Source organism: Peribacillus simplex NBRC 15720 = DSM 1321 (assembly GCF_002243645.1).
In the GTDB taxonomy this organism is placed as follows: Bacteria; Bacillota; Bacilli; order Bacillales; family DSM-1321; genus Peribacillus; species Peribacillus simplex.
The window spans coordinates 160,596-182,594 of record NZ_CP017704.1; the positions used below are offsets into that span (position 1 = coordinate 160,596).

Here is a 21,999-nt window from a genome sequence, read left to right on the forward strand (position 1 = left end):
TCATCCGCCTCCTACAAAATGTACAATCTCTACCTTGTCTCCATTTGACAAAAGTGTTTCACTTAGACTTTCTTTTGCTAATATTTCATCATTCAATTCAACAATCACTACTTTTTGATGTAAATTAAAGTGTTGCAAAAGCCCTGTAACTGTTGATTCATCAGCAGGAATCCGTATTTTTTCCCCGTTAATAATCAATTCCAATTCATCCACCTCCATTAAGAAAAAAGGGTATGTATCGAACGATCCAATCGAAAAGCGGACCATTCGGGATCTGTCTTCCTTTCTACAATATCCGCTATAAGTACACCTGTAATTGGTGAAAGCAGGATACCATTCCTGAAGTGCCCCGTTGCAACGAAAAGTCCTTTGCATGCTGGATGTTCACCAAAGTACGGCAAGCCGTCCCCAGTTTGGGGGCGTATACCTGCCCATGTCTTTTCCAATTCGGTTCCTTTAATCGCCGGTAGCAATTGCGTTGCCTTTTCTATTAACGTAGAAATCCCGTCAAGACTTACCTTTTGATCGAAAGTGTTCGCTTTAACCGTTGCCCCGACAATGATTCTTCCGCCAACTTTGGGCACAAGATAGCAGCCATGTGAGAAGATTGTCTTTTCAAGCAATGGACGATCGGTCAGGACGGAAAAGCACTCTCCCTTTACAGGATAACTGTCGAGTTTCATCCCTGATTTTTCAAGGAGGAAAGCACTCCATGCCCCACCTGCTACGATGACATTTTCACTTGAAAATCCACCAATGTTCGTGACCACTCCCGTTATACATCCGTTTTCCGTAACTAAATCGGAGACATGAACAAATTCCTTTATATCTACACCAAGGGCAGCTGCAGATTCAGTAAAAGCGAGCGAAAGCCTAGTGGCTGAAACTTGTCCATCCTTCGGAATGAACATGGCTCCCATAATCTCATCCGATAGAAGCGGTTCCGTTTTCCTTATTTCGGAAGTGGATAGCCATTCAGCCTCAAGTCCCGCATCTTGCTGGACTCTGATCTTGTTCTTCAGCTCGGCTACCTGATCATTCGTTAGCGCCACCTTAAACATGCCCTTGTTCACTAATTCGATGTCTATTCCACTTATGTCTTTTAATTCTTCCGACAGTGCAGGAAACATCCCCCTGCTTCGGCTTGCCAATGTAAAAAGCGGGTTATCAGCATCTAACTCGGCTTGAGCCCCTAACATCCCGGCTGCAGCACTGGATGCTTTACTGGCAAGTCTATCTTTTTCCAACAAAAGGACCTTTTTACCTCGTTTGGCTAATTGAAAAGCAATGGATCCACCTATTACTCCTCCCCCAACAATGATTGCATCATATATGGAATTCATCTTATGTCTCCTTTCCCAAAGACTTCGAATATTCTTTAACAGCTCTAATCGGATTTTCAGCTTCAAGCACACCTGACATGACGGCAATTCCACGTGCCCCCGCATCCAGCACGACTTGGCAATTGAAAGGTGTTATTCCGCCTATCGCAATTATCGGAAGATTGACATTTCTTGTAATTGCATGAAGCTCCTCAACTCCCTTAGGAGGAAGGCCGATTTTTGAATCCGTTTCAAAAACATGTCCATAAATCGCGTAATTGGCTCCTTTGCTGAATGCGGTTTTCGCTTCATCCATGGAATGGATCGAACAGCCAACATTCATCCCTGGAAAAGCTCCTTTTACGACTCCCGCTTCTAAACTATGAAAAGCCAATTGCACACCAAATACTTTGTGTACCCAGGCTACATCCACCCGGTCATTAATGATGATCTTAGAAAGCGGAATCTTTTTATCATGTAATAGGGTCACTGCTTGATAGAGTTCCGATGCACTCATATGCTTTTCCCTTAGATAAAAGAAATCAACATATTCCTGAATGTTTGAAGCAATTTCCACAAACTTTTCAATTGGCTGTTTCCCAGTAGAAATAATATGCAATTCATGTGCATTCATACTAAGAACCCCTAACTAGTAAAGTTACAATCTCATAAAATCAAATAGATACTAACGGGAATTGAATCGATAGATAAAAGCCGGCCAACAGCAGGATGATAAAATACAGAATGAAACCATGGTCCATTTTAGAAAAACCAAATTCATAATAGTATGTTCGATCCCGAGTGTCTGTAAATCGCTTTGCCTCCATCGCAACCGCGATTCGGTGAGCACGTCTGATGCTTCCGGATAACAATGGGATGGAATAGGCTTTCATTTTAAAATATACCGATCTTATCCCTTTTCCCCTTTCGAAACCGCGTACCTTCATCGCGTTTCGTATCGTTTGGAACTCCTCCATCATGATGGGAATCAGCCTTAATGCCGCCATGAAACTATAGGCATATTTCGGTTTAAGCTTTACTTGCTGCATTAAGGAATAAAACAAGTTCACTGGTCTAGTCGTTAAGGAAAAAGTTAAACCAAGGGCCGCAAAGAACAAAGCTCGAAAGCCTACCAGTAATCCCCTCATGAAACTTTCCTCCGTAATCGATATTAGGCCCCACTCAAACCAAAGCGTCTCACCTTGCCCGAATAAAATCATTGCGGAAGAGGTCGATATAAAAATGAAGCAAAAGGGAATCGACAAAAGTAAGATGCGTTTTATCGAATGCCCGGTAAAAAACAAAAATAAAAGTAATACGCCAATAGTGATATTCATCATATAATTCAGGTCATGAATGAATAACGCCACGATGCATAATACAATCAGTACACCAAGTTTAAGGCTTGGATTAATTCTATGGAGCCATGTTTCTGCATTTGAAACATTCATCTACATGACACTCCTTTTATAGTGATAAAACTTTGGTCTCCAAAAATCCGGCTTGCTCGATGTTTTCATCACTTATTACGTTTCCGTCCTTAACCGTCCAGATCCTGGTTGCAAAGTTTTTTGAAATATGATCGTCATGAGTTACCATGATCACTGTTATTCCGCGCCTTCGATATTCCTCAAACCATTCCAGTAATGCAAAGGTATTTTTCGAATCTTGGCCAAAGGTTGGCTCATCCAGGAGAATGATTTTTTTTTCTATTACGATTGAGGCGGCTACGCTTAAGCGACGCTTTTGACCCATTGATAATTGAAATGGATGTTTATCCCGATGTGCCTCCAGGCGGAACACTTTAAGCAATGAGCGGACTCTTTCATCTATTTCTTGTTGCGGCCTTTTGTCAATTCGCAATGAATAAGCAATCTCTTCATATACAGTATTTGCAACGAACTGAAACTCAGGATTTTGAAAGACAAACGTCATATGATCCGTTGGATTTTTCACCCTTTTAATGGGGGTCCCCATTAATTCATACTTACCATTCGTTTTTATGAACTGCATCAGTGCATGCAAAAGTGTACTCTTCCCCGCGCCATTTTCTCCCCTTATTACAATCCATTCCCCTGAATGGACCTTCAGCTCTTCAACCTTGATTTTTTCCTCTTTATTCCGAAAACCGCTAAATCCTTGCACATGCATAAGGGGTAAACCATCTGTAAATTGGTGTTCCCGAATGGGTGCATTCTCATGTATATATTCATCCCAAACACCAGGGAACCAAATTCCATGTTCTTTCATTTCATTTTTATATAGTGAAAGAATGGTGTCTCTTGCACCATCAGCTATGATTTGACCTTCACCGTTAAAAAGCACGATTCGTTCAATGAATTCTAAAACATGGTCAATTTTATGCTCGACGATAATAACCGTTTTGTCTCGTCCGACTTCCTTCAACAAGTCCCAGATTGCTTTTGTCCCTTCCGGATCAAGCATGGCAGTTGGTTCATCTAAAAATAGTACTTCTGGTTCAAGGGCTAATACTGAAGCGATTGCTAGACGCTGTTTCATCCCGCCTGATAATGTTTCTATACTTGTATGACCTAGGTTCAATCCTACATTACGGATATGATTTTGGATCTTCTCTTTCATTTCTTCTTTAGGGACGGAAAGATTCTCAAGGACGAAGGCAATTTCCTCATCGGCAAATGGCATGCAAAACTGACTATCAGGGTCTTGAAAAACATATCCCCATGAAGAAGGGCATTTCAATTCCTCCGCTTTCATCGGGACTTCGAAGGAATTCGGAATCAATCCGCTTAACACTTGCAAAAGAGTGGACTTACCACATCCTGATGGTCCCAACAATAGCACTTTTTCTCCTTTATCAAACGATATGGATAGGTCCTTGAATATCAAAGATTCATCACCGGGAAATTTCATTCTTAACTTCTCAACAGAAACGATTCGCTCCATGGCCTTCAACCTCTACTTTTGATCCAGTTCTGCATAATCTTTACTTGAAACCGGACGAACAAGATTAGTTACTCCTGTTGCTTCCAGTACTTTAACTAAATAATAGGCAGTCACACCTGCAAAGAATATGGAACCCACAAACCTCGCTATCATGAATAACGATAAATTCCAAAGAGAGAGAGCACCTATTTCCCCATAAGCAAAATCCATGATGACTGATGCCAGGCAGGAAGCTATCGCAGCTAAAACGGCCACCGACAAATTGAATTTTTTATATTTGAACGCCATGAACACCAGTTCCGCGAACAAACCTTGGACCACCCCATATAACAATACGGTCAGCCCCCATGGTGAACCTAGAAAGAATTCTCCGGAAGCTGCAGCTATCTCTGCCAAAAGTGCCACACCTGGTTTCCGTAAAATTAAAAAGGCGACGGGGCCAGCTATAAACCACATTCCATAAATAAGTTGATCCAGATGTAATCCTAATGGTTTAACGGAATAATAAATCGAACCCCAAAGGATATAAACGATTCCAAATGCTACCGCAATCACGATCGTGACTAATATATCCGTTAATTTCAATCCTTTTTTCATTGTTTCATTCTCCTTTATACTTCTAGTGTTTCCTTATGCACAGGCCATGTCTCTAAACGATAAGCCATTTCCCAAAATGAGTATTCATATTGGCTGCTAAGGATAAAATGCTCTTTCATTCTCTCCTTATCTTCGTCTGTTACTTTTTCAGCAATCTCATCAAGCCTCGCAATTTGTTCTTCCACCAAAGTGCGGAACCACTCTCCTCCGTAAGCCGCTATCCATTCTTGATAAATCGGCTCATCGGGTAAGCACCCTTGCAGCTTTTCACCTATTTCATAATAGAGCCAGTAACACGGCAAGATAGCTGCAATAACATCTCCTAAATGTCCCGAATAAGCCGCACGATACATATGGGAAGTATAGGCATAAGCGGTCGGGGCAGGTTTGAAATTTTCCCTTTCTTCTTTTGTGATGCCTAATCTCTCAGAAAAATTCTCATGAAGCTTCAACTCCGCTTCATATGTTCCTTGTGCATGGCCGGCAAGCCTGCTTGTTGTATGTAAATCTGTAGCTTTGACTGCCCCTAAGGCTTGAACTCTAGCAAAATGAGATAAATAATAGGCATCTTGCATGACATAAAAACGAAAACACTCCAATGGCAATGTGCCATCTCCTATACCTGCAACAAACGGGTGATTAAAACTAGCTTCCCAAATGTGATCAACTTCCTGACGAATTTCCTCTGAAAACTTCATGCCCATTACCTCCAAATTCTATTTTTCAATGAATGTTACGGAAAAAAACTTTTATCACCCCTTTTTTTGCAAACAAAAAACCACTTTCTTAAACGTAAAGAAAGTGGTTGTACTTGAAATAATACAGAAACGTATTGTTCCAGACCCCACTTCCCTACGCTGGTATAAACCAGATCAGGTTCTAAGGGTCTTAAAGTCTTACTCTAATCTCAGCTTCTGCGGCAAAATCAACTTTTACCTATAAAGCACCCCTAGTGGTACAAATTGTATATTAAATTTCATTTGCCTTTATATTAACACGATAAATCCAATTGTCAAACGTATTAGAAAAAGTTTTCGACCTAATGCTTTAGGTTTACTAGCCTTTCAATCTTGCATTACCACCTTACCATGATCGCTTAAACCATTGTTAATCCACCATTTACGGAAAGAGTTTGCCCCGTAATATACCCTGCATCTTCCGAAACGAAATAGGCAACAGCACTGGCAATATCCTCTGGTTGTGCTAGCCGGCGGAATGGAATCGCTTTTTCCAAGGCGCCTGCTATACCTTCATTATAAGAGCCTATTTCTTGAAATAGGGGCGTATCAGCAGGACCTGGCGCAATACAATTGATGTTTTGTAAAAGTATACAACGCACTACCAGGGAGTTTTTCACTGATCACTTGAGTGATAAGGCCTTCCGTTAACAAACCAGGTACAATCGGCTTGCTGAAATTACTTTTCCATGCTTCTTTATTCACTTGATAAATCGGACTGTAATCTTTTGTTAATTCATTACATAATTTTACGTCAGATTCATTAAATGTCCTTTGCATACTAGCAACCTGTCCGATGAACAAATCATTGATTGTTAAACTCATAACACCGCTCCTTGTTTTTTTAGAATATTCAATTTTAATATATTACTAACTATACATAACTTTCCAATCAAATACTATAAAATGGGAGTTCATTAATTGTTTTACTAGTGAATTTAGCTGCTTTACTCGTGAGATCGGCCAGTTTACTCTCGAGTTTCGCCAGTTTACTAGTGAATTCAGCTGCTTTACTCGTGAGTTTAGCCGTTTTACTCGTGAATTCAGCATGTTTACTCGTGAATTCTTTTATTTACTAAAAAATTGCCTATATGTCAGGGAATAGTCTGCATGACCGTCCGCTGACATATAGGCAATCTACTAAAGAACAATATTATACATTCGATGTTGCTTTTAGTTTTATTTTTTCCTCAATCTGTGGTTTATCATAGCTGCCATACCTCTCTTTCACAACGAGTAACGCCAAGGCAGCCATTATGCTCGGAACTGTGAAGGCCATGAATGCATTTTGTGGTGAATAGTTTGCAGCCAGCAATAATCCTATTAATGTTGGGGCAACAATCGCTCCAATTCTACCAAAAGCCAAGGCCCAACCTATCCCGGTGGACCTTATCTCCCGCGGATAATACTCGGATATATACGTATTGGCCAAATTCATCGTGCCAACTGTACAGGCACCTCCAAAAGCGATCAGAATATATAATGCTACGACATTTGAGGTCAATCCTAATATTACAAAACAGACCGTACCTATGGCACAGAGGGATACAAGTACTCTTCTATGGCCTATTTTCCCAACTAAGTATCCTCCAATTATCGATCCGCCAATTTGTCCTATTCCCGATATAAGATTGAAAGATAAACTGGATGAAAGGCCGTATCCGGACTGCTGCATGATTTTGGGTAACCATGTATTGAGTCCATATACCATAAGTAAGCAATTAAAGGCAGCTACCCAAAACGCAAATGTGCTAAGAGTACGCTTATTTTCAAAGAGTTTCTTGACTGGAAAGCCCTTTGCCCTTTCTTGGACTTTGGCAAACTCATAATCGTCCGACTCTTTATAGTCGCCGTCTGGATCAATGCGATTCAGAATTCCAGCAAGCTTTGCTCCTTGTTTTCGAATAACATAATAGGAAAGCGATTCAGGAAATTGCTTCATGAAGAATGGCAGTGCCAGTAAGGGAAGCGCCCCTATCCAATACAAAACCCTCCAACTCATTTGTTCCATCACATACATTCCAATTAATGAAGCAAGTATGCTTCCGATAGAATAACCACAGTACATCGTGGTCACAATGAGAACCTTATTCTTTTTGGGTGAGTATTCCGCCATTAAGGAGATAACGTTTGGCATTAATCCTCCCATTCCCAAGGCTGCTATAAATCGCATAACCGAGAAAAAGGCAGGATTCGGGGCAAAACTTGAAAGTAATGTAAAAACACTGAATATACATATACAAATGGCAAGCACTTTTTTTCGCCCTATTTTATCCGCCAGAGGTGCAAAAATGAGGGCTCCTACCATCATTCCGAACAATGAATAACTTGCTATTCCGCCAGCTTCGACTGGCGTCAAGTTCCATTCCTCCATCATCAGAGGCAAACCTACTCCGTACATGGCTATATCAAATCCATCGAAGGTAATTGCAAACAAACACCACATAAAGACCATTATATGAAAACGGCCAAATTTACTATTACCTACCACTTCCGAAGCATTAACTTCACGCAATTAATTCCCTCCTCTTTGCAATATTTCACGATATAACATGTAATGTCAGTTTCCCTAGTTCACCGTAATCTGCTATTATTTCATCGTTTGCCTGTATGGAAACGGCATCAGTAATTCCGCCTACTAAAACAATCATTCCTGCCTGAATGGAAAGTCCTTCACGGCTAATCATTTTTACAAGTTCCACTATCGAATGAATCGGATGATCGAGTACAGCTTCACCAAGACCCCTCTTTTGCATTTCACCATTTTGATAAAGCTTAACTTCTGCTTGAGCCCAGTCCGTGTGATATGGAGAATAAGCTTGATTGCTAAGCAGGATTTTGGCTGAGGATGCGTTATCCGCTACTACATCGGTAAGTGTAAAAGAAAAATTTTTATAACGGCTGTCAATAACTTCTAATGCTAGAAATACACATTCTACAGCCGGCCAGACATCTTTTGCCGTTATATTTGCACCTTTCAGTTCGTCCTTGAACAAAAAAGCAAATTCGGGTTCCACTCTCGGATGAATGAATTCCCCAACTTTTAATACTGGTTTTGTTAGTTCCATTGCAGATGTCAACCTGCCATAGATCGCTTCTTCTACCCCTACTTGCTGTTGTTTGGCTTTGCTGGTCAAGCCCATCTTCCACCCGATGAATCTGTTATCACCAGTGATCGTCTCATTTATGCTCAACTTCTGAATTTCATATGCTTGATTTACTGTTAGTTCAGGATTGGATAATGTAAGCTTATCCATTTCACGACCATTTTTTTGTGATTCGGCTACCCGTTTTGCTAGTTGATCTAGTTTCATCTTAAAGTCCCTTCTTTCTGAAACGCCATTTGCTCAGCTACTTCAATTATGGTATCTTCCTGACCACCAACCACTTTTTGTCGACCCAGCTCCATCAAAATATCCCGGGCGTTAACTCCATACTTTTTCGCCGCTTTATTTGCATGTAATAAGAAGCTGGAGTACACGCCACTATAACCCATGATTAAACTCGAGTCTGTTATTTCCTGGGGCTTGGGCATGATTGTATTTCCAACTTCCTCCGAAAGATCTAGCATTTTATATAAGTCAATTTCGGTACGGATACCCATCCTATCCAGAACGGCAACAAGCACTTCCGTCTGGGTATTACCAGCACCTGCACCGAGACAGCGGATGCTGCCATCGATTCTATTCGCCCCTTCTTCAATTGCCATAAGTGAATTTGCCACAGCGAGCGATAGGTTATTGTGAGCATGAAAACCAATATCGATATTCAGATTTGATCTTAATAACCGGATCCGCGTCTTCACATCTTGGGGCAAAAATGATCCTGCTGAATCAACAACATACACAGCATCCGCTCCATAGGATTCCATTAAAATGGCTTGTTCAAGAAGTTTTTCCGGTGATGCCATGTGAGACATCATTAAAAACCCGATTGCTTCCATACCGAGATGTTTCGCAGCTTCCAGATGTTGCTTTGAGACATCCGCTTCCGTTACGTGGGTTGCAATCCGCGCCATTTTCGCCCCAACGAGAGCGGCTTCTCTTAATTGGTCGATTGTCCCTATACCAGGGATTAAAAGTACTGATATAACCGATTGGCCTGCAGCTTCAACAGCGGCTTCCACCAATTCAATATCATTCACTTTTGAAAAACCATATTGTAAGGATGATCCGCCCAGACCATCTCCATGCGACACTTCAATATAAGGGACACCAGCAGCACTAAGTTTCCCAGTCATGTTCTTTACTTGATCGACGGTGAATTGATGCGCCACTACATGGCTCCCATCCCGCAATGCAACTTCAGTCACCAATACATCTTTACGCAAATGAACCCCACCTTTACAGTTCCGATTACCTTTTTCAAACATAATGTTCGAATTGGCTTTTAGCGATCTCTTCCCCTACTTTTACAGCTGAAGCCGTCATTATATCCAAATTACCTGCATATACGGGAAGAAAATCCCCTAACCCTTTCACTTCCAGAAGGACTGTTATTTGTTTCCCATCAAATATCGGCTCTGTCTTCAGGCGGTACCCTGGAACATATTCAGAAACTTTTTCCGCCATCTTATTTATGGACGTTGTTATTGCTTTCACATCAAAAGAATCCGATTGAAGCAGACAATGAATGGTATCCCTCATGATGAGTGGCGGTTCGGCAGGATTCAGCAGAATGATAGCCTTCCCCTTTTTCGCTCCACCTACCTGTTCCAGGGCCCTTGCCGTCGTTTGGGTGAACTCATCAATATTAGCCCGGGTTCCGGGACCGGCACTCCTGCTGGAAATTGTGGCTATTATTTCGGCATATTCGACCTGGGCCACTTGACTGATCGCATGAACGATGGGGATTGTCGCCTGACCGCCGCATGTAATCATGTTAACAACCGCTTCATTCAAATTTTCTTTTAAATTCACGGAAGGAACGATAAACGGTCCGATCGCGGCAGGAGTCAAGTCTATCAACTTCTTGTTCATCTTTTTCAAGGCTTCGCAGTGAAAAACATGTGCCTTCGCAGATGTTGCATCGAATAAAATGTCTGCAAGCGCCGGCCTTTCCAAAAATCCATCCATGCCATTTGCTATGACATGATGTCCGTGCATCCTAGCCTTCTTCAAACCCTCTGATTCCGTGTCGATACCAATCATTACCGACATTTCGAGAACATCCGACCGATGAATTTTCATCATTAAGTCCGTGCCGATATTCCCTGATCCAATAATGCCTACTTTTAGTTTTTTCAAGGTAGCTGGGCTCCTTTCACTCAAAATTAACCGAGACCTTTCCAAGCTTTTCTCCAAAGTCAGCAGAAAAACGGTCACCTGGTTTCGCTTCGATTGCTGCGGATAACGCACCGGACAAAATTACTTCGCCCGCATCCAATGAACCTTTAAACCCATACAGTTTATTTGCTAGCCAGGCCACGCAATTTGCTGGATTTCCAAGTACTGCTTCACCTGTTCCTTGGTTCATGAATTCGCCATTTTTATATAGGCTCATTCGAATGGAAGGGAGGTCGATATCACTCAAGTGAATTTTGCGATCTCCCAGAATATATAGACCCGATGATGCATTATCCGCCACAGTGTCCGGAAGTTTAATCTTCCAATCCATCACCCGGCTATCAACCACTTCGATCGAAGCAACCACATAATCAGTGGCTTCGATTACATCAGCAACCGTAATATCGGGACCATGTAGATCTTTCTTTAAAATAAAAGCTACTTCTGCCTCCACTTTCGGTTGGATCAACCGCAGACTCGAAACACTGCCATTATTTTCTATTTTCATCCCATCAAGTAAATGTCCGTAATCTGGTTCATTCACTCCCAGAACTTCCTGCATAGCCTTTGAAGTCAAGCCTATTTTCTTACCTGATACTTCCAGACCGGACTGGGTTTTCCTTCGAATGGTTTCAAGCTGAATTTGGTAGGCATCCTCCACGTCCAAATCCGGAATTTCACTGGTGGGGGCCGTAATCCCAATTCCTGTTTTTTCCGCTATCAAAAACCTGGCAGACCATTCTGTTAAACTAACGTTCATGTTGCTTCCCCCCTCCTTTATAATTTAATCGTGACGTTAGACAGTTCACTGTAAAATTCGAAACTATGAGACCCGCCTTCACGGCCGATGCCACTGTGCTTCATACCACCAAAAGGTGTGCGCAAATCACGCAAATACCAAGTATTCACCCAGATAATGCCCGCCTCTATTTTAGAAGCGACACGATGCGCTCTCCTTAAATCATTGGTCCAAATCGTTGCCCCCAGTCCGTAATGAGTATCATTAGCGTGCTCCAGTACTTCTTCTTCCGTTTCGAAAGGCATGACCGTTACCACAGGACCAAAAATTTCTTCCCGTACACAACGGGATTCACGCGTAACTCCGGCAATAATTGTCGGCTCAATGAAAAAACCTTTGTCAAACTGTCCGGCTCTTCTTCCTCCAGTTAATATTTTCGCTCCTTCTTCTTTCGCCAGGTCAATGTAACTCATCACTTTTTTATAATGTTCTTTTCCTATTACAGCTCCTACTTCCGTTTCGGAATCAAACGGATCCCCGACTTTTAATTTTTTTGTTCGCGCGACCATCTTTTCAAGGAATTCGTCATACAATTCTTGCTGAACATAGATTCGTGATCCACATAAACAAACTTCACCTTGGTTCATGAAGCTTGATTTCAATGTCGTTTCGATTACTTCATCAAGATTCGAGTCTGCAAACACAATATTCGGATTTTTCCCGCCCAGTTCAAAAGAGATTTTTTTCAACGTGGGGGCGGCAGCTTTCATAATCGCTGTTCCCGTTCTTGTTTCCCCAGTGAATGTTATCGCATCGACGTCAGGATGTTCACTTAGAGCAGCTCCAGCTGAATTTCCACCATATCCATGCACAAGGTTGACGACTCCATCAGGAACTCCCGCTTCCTTACAAATCTCCATTAACTTTGTCGCTGTCATCGGTGTCAGTTCAGCTGGTTTCATAACCGCTGTATTGCCAGCTGCCAGGCATGGTGCCAATTTCCATGTCAACAATAGCAGAGGTAAATTCCAAGGATTAATCATCCCTACCACCCCTACGGGCCGCCTAATCGAATAATGAAGTGCAATGTTGTTCTGGTTGAATGATTCATTACCGAGTGTAGTGATATAGTCCGCAAAAAAGTGGAAATTGTGAGCTGAACGCTTGATGTCCATTTCCAGTGCAAGGCTATATGGTTTCCCTGTATCAAGGGTTTCCAAAATTGTCAGTTCTTCTTTCTTTTCCAAAATGAGATCTCCGATTCGTCTTAGAACCGCAGAGCGTTCATTATCGGTAAAAGATTTCCAAGGACCTTTAAGGGCATGTCTTGCTGCAGAAACAGCCTGATTCACCTCCTCTTTTCCTCCTTCCGCAACCCATCCAAGTATTTCTTCCGTTGCGGGATTGATATTATCAAAAGTCTTGGATTGATTTGGATTCAGGAATTCCCCGTTAATAAAGTGCCGGCAATCTATTGATTTAGTTGTATTTATACTATCTTTTGCTGCTTGCATGAAACATCCCTCTCCCTTTATTGAGACACTGGCTTAGTCAAATGCCTCAATCTTGTATTTCCACAATCATTTCAATTTCAATTGCAGTGTTATTTGGAAGCTGGGCCATTCCCACTGCTGACCGAGCATGTCTACCCCTCTCTCCAAATACGGCCACAAGCAGGTCTGATGCGCCATTCAATACTTTGGGCTGACCTGTGAAATTTTCGGCTGAATTAACCATTCCGAGAATTTTGATTACCTTCTTCACTCTGGATAGCTCTCCAAGCTCATCCTTCAGCACCCTCAGAAGATTAATCATTGACTGCCTCGCTGCCTGATACCCTTCCTCTTCCGTCAGCTCTTTGCCAACCTTGCCGTGATATTCATCAACACCTTGTCCGGATGTGAAGATCAAATTCCCCACCCGAACGTGGCTAACGTAGTTGCCGACCGCTTCCCTTGGCGGCTCAAGCATGATTCCAAGCTCTTCAAGGACTTGTTCTGGCGCTTTAATCTGTTTTTCCATGCTTCTCCCCTCGTGATTCCAAATTTAAAAACCTCAATGCATTTCCCCCTAAAAGATTCGCTTTCACTTCATCTGATAGATTCAGAGTGTCATTAATTACTTGACCTGGAGGCTTTTCTCTCAATAAAAATGGATAGTCGGAACCCATCAGCACTTTCTTATATCCAAAACGGTCAATCAGATACTGAATATTCCGGGTATCATAGTTCAGGGAATCAAAATAAAACTTTTGTGCATAATGGCTTGGTGGCATTGATGTTTTTCTTAAATCAGGCCATACTTCCCATCCCTGATCGATCCGAGGTAAAATATATGGAAGTGAGCCCCCGCCATGTGCAAAACAGATTTTCAGATCCGGGAACTTTTCCATGACGCCACTCCATGCAATGCTTGCTGCCGCCAATGCCGTTTCACTCGGCATCGCCACTGTATACATGAGGTTATGCCTTTCCGTTCGGTCTTTTGCCATTGTTTCCCATGGATGAATAAACAGAGGGACTTTCCATTTTTCGGCCATCTGGAAGAACTCCAATAATACGGGTGAATCCAGATTTTCTCCATTTACGTTAGTACCAATTTCGATCCCCGCCAGGCCCAGCTCAAATTTACAGCGTTCCATTTCCCCAATTGCCACTTTCAAATCCTGAAGCGGTACAGTACCGAGACCGATGAACCTGTCAGGATGCCTGTTCACAGTCTCAGCAATGAAATCATTCTGGAACTGGGACATGTATAGCGCCTGGTCAATTGGCGCCCAGTATGAAAATGTCACTGGCACCGGTGAGAGCACCTGCATATCGACTCCTTCCGCATCCATATCCTGAATGCGTTTTTCAGGGTCCCATACCTGGTCAGTCACTTTCCTGAACAGCTTTCCGCTTACCATGATATCCGCCCCGCAAGAACATTTCTGCTCTAGGACTGGCCAGCGTCCCTGACCAAATTTACCGGTTAAGTCTGGCAGGTCCAACGGAAGAATATGTGTATGAAAATCTATTCGCATTTCCAGGCCTCAACGTTTTCTGACATGACATGACCGCATACATGGCAAGTGCGAAGTTCCTTACTTCCATTGAAGGCTTCAATGGCTTCTTTCACCTGGACCTCAATATTCGTCAATTGGATCGTAACTTTGTGCATCTCATGATTACAATTCCCACAGAACCAAACAAAATCTTCAAGTTCATCTTTAGCACGCTTGCGCTCTATGACAATGCCGTAAGTATCAGATACACGATGAGGAGAATGAGGTACACCAGCTGGCAGCATAAACATTTCCCCCTCCTTTACCTCCACTACTTCACGCTCACCGTTTTGATTGATGCATTCTACATAGCAGGAGCCTTTTATCTGATAAAACAACTCGTCAGAAGGGTCTACATGAAAATCCCGCCGATAATTTGGACCACCCAGAAGCATGACAATGAATTCGGAATCTTCCCAAAGCACTTTGTTATTAACCGGCGGTTTCAATAAATTTTTATTGTCTTCAATAACTTTTATTAGATTTAATGATCTAGCCTGTAATTTTGAAGATTGAGCATATCCTTTCATAAATAAACTACCTCCAGTTTTCTTAATAGTCCGAAAATTTACATTAACGACATATAACCAACCTGTTTTGAAATCATTTGTGCCGATCGTATCACAGACTGAATAATTCTCGTTTTTTCTTTCCCAATCATATAATGTCGATCCCCGACAAGGTTAAGTGCTGCAATAACTTGGCCATTATAGGATTTAATGGGTGCTGCAACGCCATATAACCCAAAATCATTTTCGTCATCACTAATCGCAAATCCTTGTTTGCGGATGTCCTTTAATTCTTCATTCAATTGGTTAATGCAAGTAATCGTGTTAGTTGAGTGCTTCAATAGCCCTTTTGCAAGCGTAGGCTGAATAAAGGATGGGTTAAAGGCAAGTAATACTTTCCCGCTGCTCGTACAATGAGCTGGTTTTCTTGCGCCTATATATGTGGTCATATGCTCGGCATGAGGGGACGACATTTTCATCACAAACCTGACTTCGCCTTCGTGAAACATACCGATGTGAGAATTTCCCCTAAATTGCAGGACAAGATTACTGATAATTGGACCTGCCTCATAATGAATATCCTGCTGATACATGACTTTACTGCTCCACTCAAGTAACTTCCACCCAAGCCGGTATTTTCGATCTTTTCCTTGGATCAGCATCCCTTCCTTGCACATCGTTTTCACTAGATGATGAGATGAGCTTGGACTCATATTCAATTTTTCAGCTATTTCCTTATTTCCAAGTGAGGGTTCTTCATTAGTGAATAAATCAAGTATCTTTATTAGCTTCTCAACGGAAGAAATCATGACGGCCCCCCTGCCTATTCAACTATTAAAATTACTGGTTAACCGCATCGATGGCTACTTTCATCGGTTTGTTAAGCACTTCATCGACCATACTAAAGTTCTTGTTTTTCTTATATTTATTATAAAAAATAGCTCTTTTCCGAACTGGATCACCCGTGTAATAACGCTCGTATTGAAGGAGGCGCTGCCCAAATGCTTCCCCGCATAAATCCCAAGCAAGTTTAAACACCCTTACCCGCTCTTCCGCTGAAACTCCGCTTCGGCCTCCATAATATTTATCGATATCACTGCGTAATTCCGGATTATCAAAGTCGGCCCCTGTCGGAGACATCAACAGCCCGCCAGCTCCAATGGTCTGTATAACCTCTATGGCACGGGGATACATCTCTGGAAGGAAACCGCGAATCGTTTCCAATGCATCCGGATTTGGCCGGGCCTCACCGTAGTCATTAATCGTATACTCATATTCTGCTACCCGAAGCAGTGAACGGATTACTTCGACGGATTGAACAAGTTCACCCAAATCACGCTGTACATGCAGGAATCCATCAACTCCGATCGAGTCTGCCACTTTACAAGCAACTTCAACGGCAAATGCCAGTTTAATATATCCACGCACTCCTGATTGGTGAGCAGGCTGTTCAGCGATCCCCGTCATTGGATACAAACGGTTTGCCGCCTCAACATTGTTGTATAGGAAGACGCGATTCCAAGGAACCAGTACATCATTAAATACAAGCAGGGCATCCATTTCCTCATAGCGGGAAGCCAGTGGATGGTCAAACATCGAGCGTGTTCCGTCCTGCATTGGTTCCCGGCAGATTATTCGCAGTCCAGGCGTATCGATCGGCAGTGCAAATGCTACCGCGTGACGTTCATCCCCTGGTGTGAATCCTGGGAAAGAATAGATAATCACCTCATCTGTAATGGGTGCAAGGGTTGCTAACATTTTTGCACCGCGTACCAGTATTCCTTCTTCTTTTTCCTCAACGGTCCCTAAGTGGGTATATGTTTCTTTTTGTTCATGAGATTGCTTGCTTCGATCATTTTGAGGATTAATGATCGCATGCGTTAAGAATAAATCATTGTCACGAATATAGGTATAATAATCCTGGATGTTCTTAGACCAGTCTGTGTTGTATTTATCAAGAAACCAGGAATTATGTGCCATGGAAGTGACCACGACATTTAAAAAGTCCGGCGTTCTCCCCATTAGTCCATATGTCATCCTTGCATACACTTCAAATAATTTACTTCTTTTTTGCAGATCCTCCGATGTCTTCGGGAATAAGAAAGCATTGTTAACACGTTCACCTGTTTCTTTGCAAATGTGGGTGATTTCATCTTGATATTCCGGGTCATGTTGAATGTCATACAACTTCGCAATTTCTTGTATCGGCTGTTTAAAAGTTGGCTCATTATAAATATCCTCAACCACTCTTCCACCAAGCCAGACTTCTGGCTTTCTGGATTTAATTCTATTAATATATTCTTCGCCGGTTTTAATGCCCATAAGAATAAGAATCCCCCTTAATTTACAAGTTGTTTAGCAGACCCCATTTTCCCTTGATAAAAAGTAAGCGCTTCCAAATCTTCAAAATGTAACTCCTGGATCTCACCGATGAACAATACATGATCACCAGCATCATACTCTTTCCATGGTTTGCATTCCATCCAGGCAACACTTCCATTTATTTTTGGCGAAATCCCCTTGTTATCCCAGTCAATCTCAAGTGTTTCCTGTTTACTTCCAGCAAATTTCCATGCAATGGATTCTTGTTCATCCGACAAAATATTAATGGTAAAAGATTTATCTTTCATGCTAGTGCAGGCTTTTGCTTCTTTATGAATTGATACTAAAGCAAGCGGGGGATCCAAGGAAACCGAGGTAAATGAATTCACAGTAATGCCCTTTTGAACTTTCCCATCAAACCAGCTCACAATCGTAACTCCGGTTGGGAATTTACCAAAGCAATTTCTCAACTCGCGCCCATTCATCTTATCACCTCCTACTCTTTTATTATGAATTCATTATAGTAAACTTAATAAACTTAAAAATCCATATAATTTCATAATATGAAATTTAAGAAAAATTTTTAATAGCTCTTATTAATTGTGAACTATCGTATAAAAGAACGCCCCCAAGAAAAGACTTTCATTACCGCATTATCAAAAATCAGTGTTAAACTATCCATGATCATTCATATTTCCAGCTTAATTAATAATGATCTTTTGGGTTGACTCGAATATATGAAAGTGGTGAGGGAAGTTTCAATTTTGCGTTCATTTAGAAAGATCTACCAATTTTTTGCGGATATTCCTTTAAAAAAAGGAGTGGTTTTGAATTACCGCTACGAGGTAAAAGCTGTAATCGGAACAGGAAGCTACGGTATCATTTATCTTTGCAATGATTTGAAAATGAATGAAAATATAGTGATCAAGCAGCTACGGAAAAGTAAACGCCGCAGCAAAAAAGAGCTGAAACAGTTTGAAAATGAAATCTCCATATTGCAAAAGTTAAACCACAAAAACATCCCCAAATTTCACGAGAAATTTTCACAAGACGGAAATGTTTATTTTGTGATGGATTTCATTGAAGGAGATAATTTAGAAGACCATATTTTCTTGAATCATATAACGTTCAATGAGAAAGAGTCTCTATTATTTCTTGATGAGTTGGTCGGATTAGTATCTTATCTACATGACCATGACATTTTCCATCAAGATTTACGTATACCAAATATTTTACTTAAGAACCATCAGCCCATTTTGATAGACTTTGGTTTGTCTAAAATGATCGATTCAGCCGATCTCGCAAAAGATTCCATTATGCAGATGAAAAGGCAGGATTTTTACGACTTGGGTGAAATGCTCTTATATGTACTTTATACGACGTACGCTTCCAAAAATAAAAAGGCTCTTCCTTGGACAGAAGAGCTTTCGTTAGAAAAAGAAACCGTGCATATACTGAAAAGGTTATTAACCATCCAAGAACCCTATTCAGATATCAAAGAAATTTCAATGGACCTGCAGGCTGCATTGAAGTCAATGAAACGGAATTAGCTGCTACTGCCACGCCCCTTTCTCTTGTAGCGATCACTTCCACTCATGGGATATCTTTTATACCCGCGGCTGCTGCTACTGCTGCCTCGGCGATAATGACCATGTCTTCGCTCACTGCTGCCTTGGGAAAGCTGTTTGATTTTTTTCATAATTTTTTTCAGCATATCTTTCACCTCTTTTATTTTGGTTTTAAAGCTTGTTATTCATTTAGCCTAACATAGTCACAGTATAAACCTTATTAATAAGTACTATAATTTTTTTTCATTTATGTTACATTCCATTACTGCTTACTTTTTTCATGGAGTGGGTTTATTTCATTGTTGGTCAAATGATTCCTTCCATTGAAAATGACTATATTAAAGAGAAGAACCACCGTTAAATTGAACAGTGGTCCTCTTCTACTTGGTGGAGTCATTAGGTATGCCTTGCTGTTTCATTTTGAAGGAAGGTTCTACATAAATGGAATATATCAAAACAATTATTGACCAAATCACATTTCCAATAAAAGGCTGTTGATTGTGTAAAAAAAACAAAGTCAAACTAATCACTCCGAACAGGAATCAGCCTTAATCCCCACATTTCTAACCTCATATATCCATAGACCATCACGATGGATATAAGGGCCACTAATACTCTAAATAAGCGCTCTGGTATATCAGCTAATCCAAACCTTGTCACCAACCCTATTTGATTGGCATTAGAATCATAGAAAATTGATGTAAACAGTAAAATGACCGCACCAAATATATAAAAATAACCAATTAAAGAAACTCCTAATGGCCTTTTCATAAATATATCCCGCCTCACCAAAACAGCAAATTACTTATCGATATTTACCATTTCAGTTAATAATTGTAATTATAGAATAGCATAATCCGGGTTAATTGAAAATAATCTGCCGTTTTACGAATCCCCCTGCTCAAAAATGAAAATCAGGCAGTAAACAAAAAAACCTGGCGAATATTTCATCGCCAGGTTTTTCTTCGTTCATTTTTATTTTACAGCTTCTTTTAATTCCTTACCTGCTTTAAAAGCGGGTACTTTACTAGCTGCAATTTGTATTTCTTCGCCAGTTTGCGGGTTTCTTCCTGTACGAGCAGCTCGGTCACGCACTTCAAATGTACCAAAACCAACTAATTGGATTTTTTCTTCTTTAGCAAGTGTAGCCGTGATTGTTTCAAACAATGCGTCCACTACTTTTTTTGCGTCGTCTTTTGTCAGTTCAGCTTGTGCTGCAACACTGCTCACTAATTCTGTTTTATTCATATGAACACCTCATCCTTTTATTTTGTATAAAGTATGTAGAGAAGACAACATAACATATCTTGTATGCCTCTGTCACTTAATATGGCCAAATAAAAGGAATTGTAGCTCTAAATTGATCTTTTTTGAAGATAAAAGGGCTTTGATTAGCATTAACCTAAGCACTGTCTGACTCTTGTTCAACTTTCTGTAGTTTCCAGCTGCAGCCATTGATAGATGGTATCCATATCAATGTTTTCTTCTAAATGGGAAGCCAAGAGATTATACGCTTCCTCCCTACGCTCCGAGTCGCTTTGAACGTTTTCCTTCACTTCATCCAACCCCTTGTTCCGTCGAATTTGGTTAACTAGTAATCTAGTGAACAAGCGATTATGGAATATCCCATGAAGATATGTTCCCATTACTTTGTTGTCATTGGAAATGGCTCCATCCTCTCTTCCATCCTTCAATAAAAGAAAGGGCCTTACTTGTGACTTCAATGTCGTTCTGCCTAAATGTATTTCGAAACCGTTAAGATTCATTTGACCTTCCATTATCCCAGCAGAAAGAACACCTTCCATTTGTACCGTTTTCTTTTCTGCTTGAAATACGGTTTCCACCGGAAGAAGCGAGAGCCCTTCTGCGTTCTCACCGTCACCTTCGACCGCGTCAGGATCGAAAAGTTTGGTCCCTAGCATTTGAAAACCGCCGCATATACCGAATATCAACGTTCCTTGTTTCCGCAGTTCATTGATGGCCCTACCCAACCCCATACGATTCAACCACTCTAAATCTTCCATCGTGTTTTTTGTACCCGGCAAAATAAGAAGATCGGGATTACCTAACTCATGGACACTGCTTACTAGGCGGACACCTACTCCGGGTTCATCGAAAAAAGGATCCACATCTGTAAAATTGGAGATCCGCGGAAATCTCAAGACGGCTACATCGATCGGAAACTCAGCCTTTTTAGGTTTTTTAAAACGTAAGGAAGAGAGTGCTAGTGAATCTTCAGCTTCAATATTCACGTCTAGATAGGGCAGCACCCCGAGAACCGGAATCCCGGTTTCCTTTTCCACCCATTCAATGCCATCGTCCAACAATTCACGCATGCCACGAAATTTATTGATGATGATCCCCTTTACACGATCTCGTTCATCTTGATCCAATAAGGCAAGTGTCCCGATGATGGACGCAAATACTCCACCACGATCAATATCAGCCACTAAAATGACAGCCGCATCCGTAAGTTTAGCCATTCGCATATTCGCAATATCCCGGTCCTTAAGGTTAATTTCAGCCGGACTTCCTGCCCCTTCGAGTACGATGATGTCATATTCATCTTGAAGTTTTTCCACCGATTTACGGATAATGGGCATGGCCTCCTGGACAAATTGAGACCGATAGCTTTTTGCATTCATATCAAGAAAATGCTTTCCGTGCACGATGACTTCCGAAACCATATCCTGCTTCGGTTTCAGTAATATCGGATTCATATCGGTCGTTGCTGTGATCCGTGCTGCTTCCGCCTGTACTCCCTGAGCCCGTCCGATTTCACCGCCATCCAAGGTTACATAAGAATTCAAAGCCATGTTTTGTGATTTGAATGGGACAACACGTAATCCTTTATTGGAAAAGACCCGGCAAAATGCCGTACAAATCAAGCTTTTCCCTACATCAGATGACGTCCCTTGTATCATAATGGATCGTGCCTTCATTACGCTC

At 41.4% G+C, this 21,999-nt stretch carries 25 protein-coding genes and 1 riboswitch; of the genes, 1 reads left to right on the forward strand and 24 read right to left on the reverse strand.

All coding sequences use genetic code 11. The features are described 5' to 3' along the window. The 21 genes from thiS to BS1321_RS00880 all read right to left on the reverse strand — a co-directional run bounded on the left by thiS (nt 1) and on the right by BS1321_RS00880 (nt 17,967). Nucleotides 1-204: a sulfur carrier protein ThiS gene (thiS, locus tag BS1321_RS00785; protein WP_063233541.1), complete on the reverse strand. Its 204-nt coding sequence runs from the start codon at nt 202-204 to the stop codon at nt 1-3. Between the two features lie 14 nt (nt 205-218). Next, nucleotides 219-1,343 (reverse strand): glycine oxidase ThiO, encoded by a 1,125-nt coding sequence (gene thiO, locus BS1321_RS00790; protein ID WP_063233540.1) that lies wholly within the window; start codon nt 1,341-1,343, stop codon nt 219-221. Nucleotide 1,344: 1 nt separating this feature from the next. Beyond that, nucleotides 1,345-1,956 carry a thiamine phosphate synthase gene (locus BS1321_RS00795; protein ID WP_063233539.1) on the reverse strand — a complete coding sequence of 204 codons (612 nt, stop codon included), beginning with the start codon at nt 1,954-1,956 and terminating at the stop codon, nt 1,345-1,347. A gap of 40 nt (nt 1,957-1,996) precedes the next feature. Next, the gene (locus tag BS1321_RS00800; RefSeq protein ID WP_063233538.1) at nt 1,997-2,773 is read right to left on the reverse strand and encodes an energy-coupling factor transporter transmembrane component T family protein; all 777 of its coding nucleotides are present in this window, start codon (nt 2,771-2,773) and stop codon (nt 1,997-1,999) included. 16 nt (nt 2,774-2,789) lie between these two features. After that, nucleotides 2,790-4,247: an ABC transporter ATP-binding protein gene (locus BS1321_RS00805; protein ID WP_063233537.1), complete on the reverse strand. Its 1,458-nt coding sequence runs from the start codon at nt 4,245-4,247 to the stop codon at nt 2,790-2,792. A 12-nt stretch (nt 4,248-4,259) separates the two neighbouring features. Further along, a complete protein-coding gene (locus BS1321_RS00810) occupies nt 4,260-4,844 on the reverse strand; it encodes an ECF transporter S component (protein ID WP_063233536.1) in 585 nt (194 codons plus the stop codon). A 14-nt stretch (nt 4,845-4,858) separates the two neighbouring features. Then, nucleotides 4,859-5,542 (reverse strand): thiaminase II, encoded by a 684-nt coding sequence (gene tenA, locus BS1321_RS00815; RefSeq protein WP_063233535.1) that lies wholly within the window; start codon nt 5,540-5,542, stop codon nt 4,859-4,861. A gap of 134 nt (nt 5,543-5,676) precedes the next feature. After that, a riboswitch (TPP riboswitch) is annotated at nt 5,677-5,805 on the reverse strand. Nucleotides 5,806-5,940: 135 nt separating this feature from the next. Beyond that, the gene (locus tag BS1321_RS00820) at nt 5,941-6,201 is read right to left on the reverse strand and encodes an SDR family NAD(P)-dependent oxidoreductase (RefSeq protein WP_328104228.1); all 261 of its coding nucleotides are present in this window, start codon (nt 6,199-6,201) and stop codon (nt 5,941-5,943) included. Next, entirely contained in the window at nt 6,131-6,406 is a 276-nt protein-coding gene (locus BS1321_RS27240) for a hotdog family protein (protein WP_063233534.1), read from the reverse strand. Before BS1321_RS27240 ends, BS1321_RS00820 begins: the two co-directional genes overlap by 71 nt. Nucleotides 6,407-6,734: 328 nt before the next feature. Next, nucleotides 6,735-8,096 (reverse strand): MFS transporter, encoded by a 1,362-nt coding sequence (locus BS1321_RS00825; protein ID WP_063233533.1) that lies wholly within the window; start codon nt 8,094-8,096, stop codon nt 6,735-6,737. A 25-nt stretch (nt 8,097-8,121) separates the two neighbouring features. Next, nucleotides 8,122-8,895 (reverse strand): 2-keto-4-pentenoate hydratase, encoded by a 774-nt coding sequence (locus BS1321_RS00830; protein WP_063233532.1) that lies wholly within the window; start codon nt 8,893-8,895, stop codon nt 8,122-8,124. After that, entirely contained in the window at nt 8,892-9,911 is a 1,020-nt protein-coding gene (gene dmpG / locus BS1321_RS00835) for a 4-hydroxy-2-oxovalerate aldolase (protein ID WP_063233642.1), read from the reverse strand. Before dmpG ends, BS1321_RS00830 begins: the two co-directional genes overlap by 4 nt. Before the next feature lie 34 nt (nt 9,912-9,945). Further along, on the reverse strand, nt 9,946-10,827 hold the full coding sequence (locus BS1321_RS00840; RefSeq protein WP_081112927.1) for an acetaldehyde dehydrogenase (acetylating): 882 nt from the start codon (nt 10,825-10,827) through the stop codon (nt 9,946-9,948). Between the two features lie 16 nt (nt 10,828-10,843). Next, nucleotides 10,844-11,626 carry a 2-keto-4-pentenoate hydratase gene (locus tag BS1321_RS00845; RefSeq protein WP_063233531.1) on the reverse strand — a complete coding sequence of 261 codons (783 nt, stop codon included), beginning with the start codon at nt 11,624-11,626 and terminating at the stop codon, nt 10,844-10,846. A 17-nt stretch (nt 11,627-11,643) separates the two neighbouring features. Further along, nucleotides 11,644-13,119: an aldehyde dehydrogenase gene (locus BS1321_RS00850; RefSeq protein WP_063233530.1), complete on the reverse strand. Its 1,476-nt coding sequence runs from the start codon at nt 13,117-13,119 to the stop codon at nt 11,644-11,646. Between the two features lie 46 nt (nt 13,120-13,165). Next, nucleotides 13,166-13,627 (reverse strand): RidA family protein, encoded by a 462-nt coding sequence (locus BS1321_RS00855; protein WP_063233529.1) that lies wholly within the window; start codon nt 13,625-13,627, stop codon nt 13,166-13,168. After that, nucleotides 13,611-14,636 carry an amidohydrolase family protein gene (locus BS1321_RS00860; protein ID WP_174524167.1) on the reverse strand — a complete coding sequence of 342 codons (1,026 nt, stop codon included), beginning with the start codon at nt 14,634-14,636 and terminating at the stop codon, nt 13,611-13,613. The genes BS1321_RS00855 and BS1321_RS00860 overlap by 17 nt, the downstream gene beginning before the upstream one ends. Then, nucleotides 14,621-15,181: a 3-hydroxyanthranilate 3,4-dioxygenase gene (locus BS1321_RS00865; protein ID WP_063233527.1), complete on the reverse strand. Its 561-nt coding sequence runs from the start codon at nt 15,179-15,181 to the stop codon at nt 14,621-14,623. The genes BS1321_RS00860 and BS1321_RS00865 overlap by 16 nt, the downstream gene beginning before the upstream one ends. Before the next feature lie 38 nt (nt 15,182-15,219). After that, nucleotides 15,220-15,969, reverse strand: coding sequence for an IclR family transcriptional regulator (locus BS1321_RS00870; RefSeq protein ID WP_063233526.1), 750 nt, complete (start codon nt 15,967-15,969; stop codon nt 15,220-15,222). 31 nt (nt 15,970-16,000) lie between these two features. After that, nucleotides 16,001-17,482, reverse strand: a complete 1,482-nt coding sequence (locus BS1321_RS00875; protein ID WP_063233525.1) for a 4-hydroxyphenylacetate 3-hydroxylase family protein — start codon at nt 17,480-17,482, stop codon at nt 16,001-16,003. A 17-nt stretch (nt 17,483-17,499) separates the two neighbouring features. Then, a complete protein-coding gene (locus BS1321_RS00880; RefSeq protein ID WP_063233524.1) occupies nt 17,500-17,967 on the reverse strand; it encodes a flavin reductase family protein in 468 nt (155 codons plus the stop codon). 279 nt (nt 17,968-18,246) lie between these two features. On the opposite strand from BS1321_RS00880, the gene BS1321_RS00885 reads away from it, so the two are divergent. Beyond that, nucleotides 18,247-19,032 (forward strand): serine/threonine protein kinase, encoded by a 786-nt coding sequence (locus tag BS1321_RS00885; protein WP_326151716.1) that lies wholly within the window; start codon nt 18,247-18,249, stop codon nt 19,030-19,032. A 540-nt stretch (nt 19,033-19,572) separates the two neighbouring features. Here BS1321_RS00885 and BS1321_RS00890 read toward each other — a convergent pair. The 3 genes from BS1321_RS00890 to BS1321_RS00900 form a co-directional block, all read right to left on the reverse strand. Then, nucleotides 19,573-19,821 (reverse strand): hypothetical protein, encoded by a 249-nt coding sequence (locus BS1321_RS00890; protein ID WP_063233523.1) that lies wholly within the window; start codon nt 19,819-19,821, stop codon nt 19,573-19,575. A gap of 204 nt (nt 19,822-20,025) precedes the next feature. Further along, on the reverse strand, nt 20,026-20,298 hold the full coding sequence (locus BS1321_RS00895) for an HU family DNA-binding protein (RefSeq protein ID WP_063233522.1): 273 nt from the start codon (nt 20,296-20,298) through the stop codon (nt 20,026-20,028). 176 nt (nt 20,299-20,474) lie between these two features. Next, on the reverse strand, nt 20,475-21,992 hold the full coding sequence (locus BS1321_RS00900) for a cobyric acid synthase (protein ID WP_063233521.1): 1,518 nt from the start codon (nt 21,990-21,992) through the stop codon (nt 20,475-20,477). Nucleotides 21,993-21,999 lie beyond the last annotated feature (7 nt).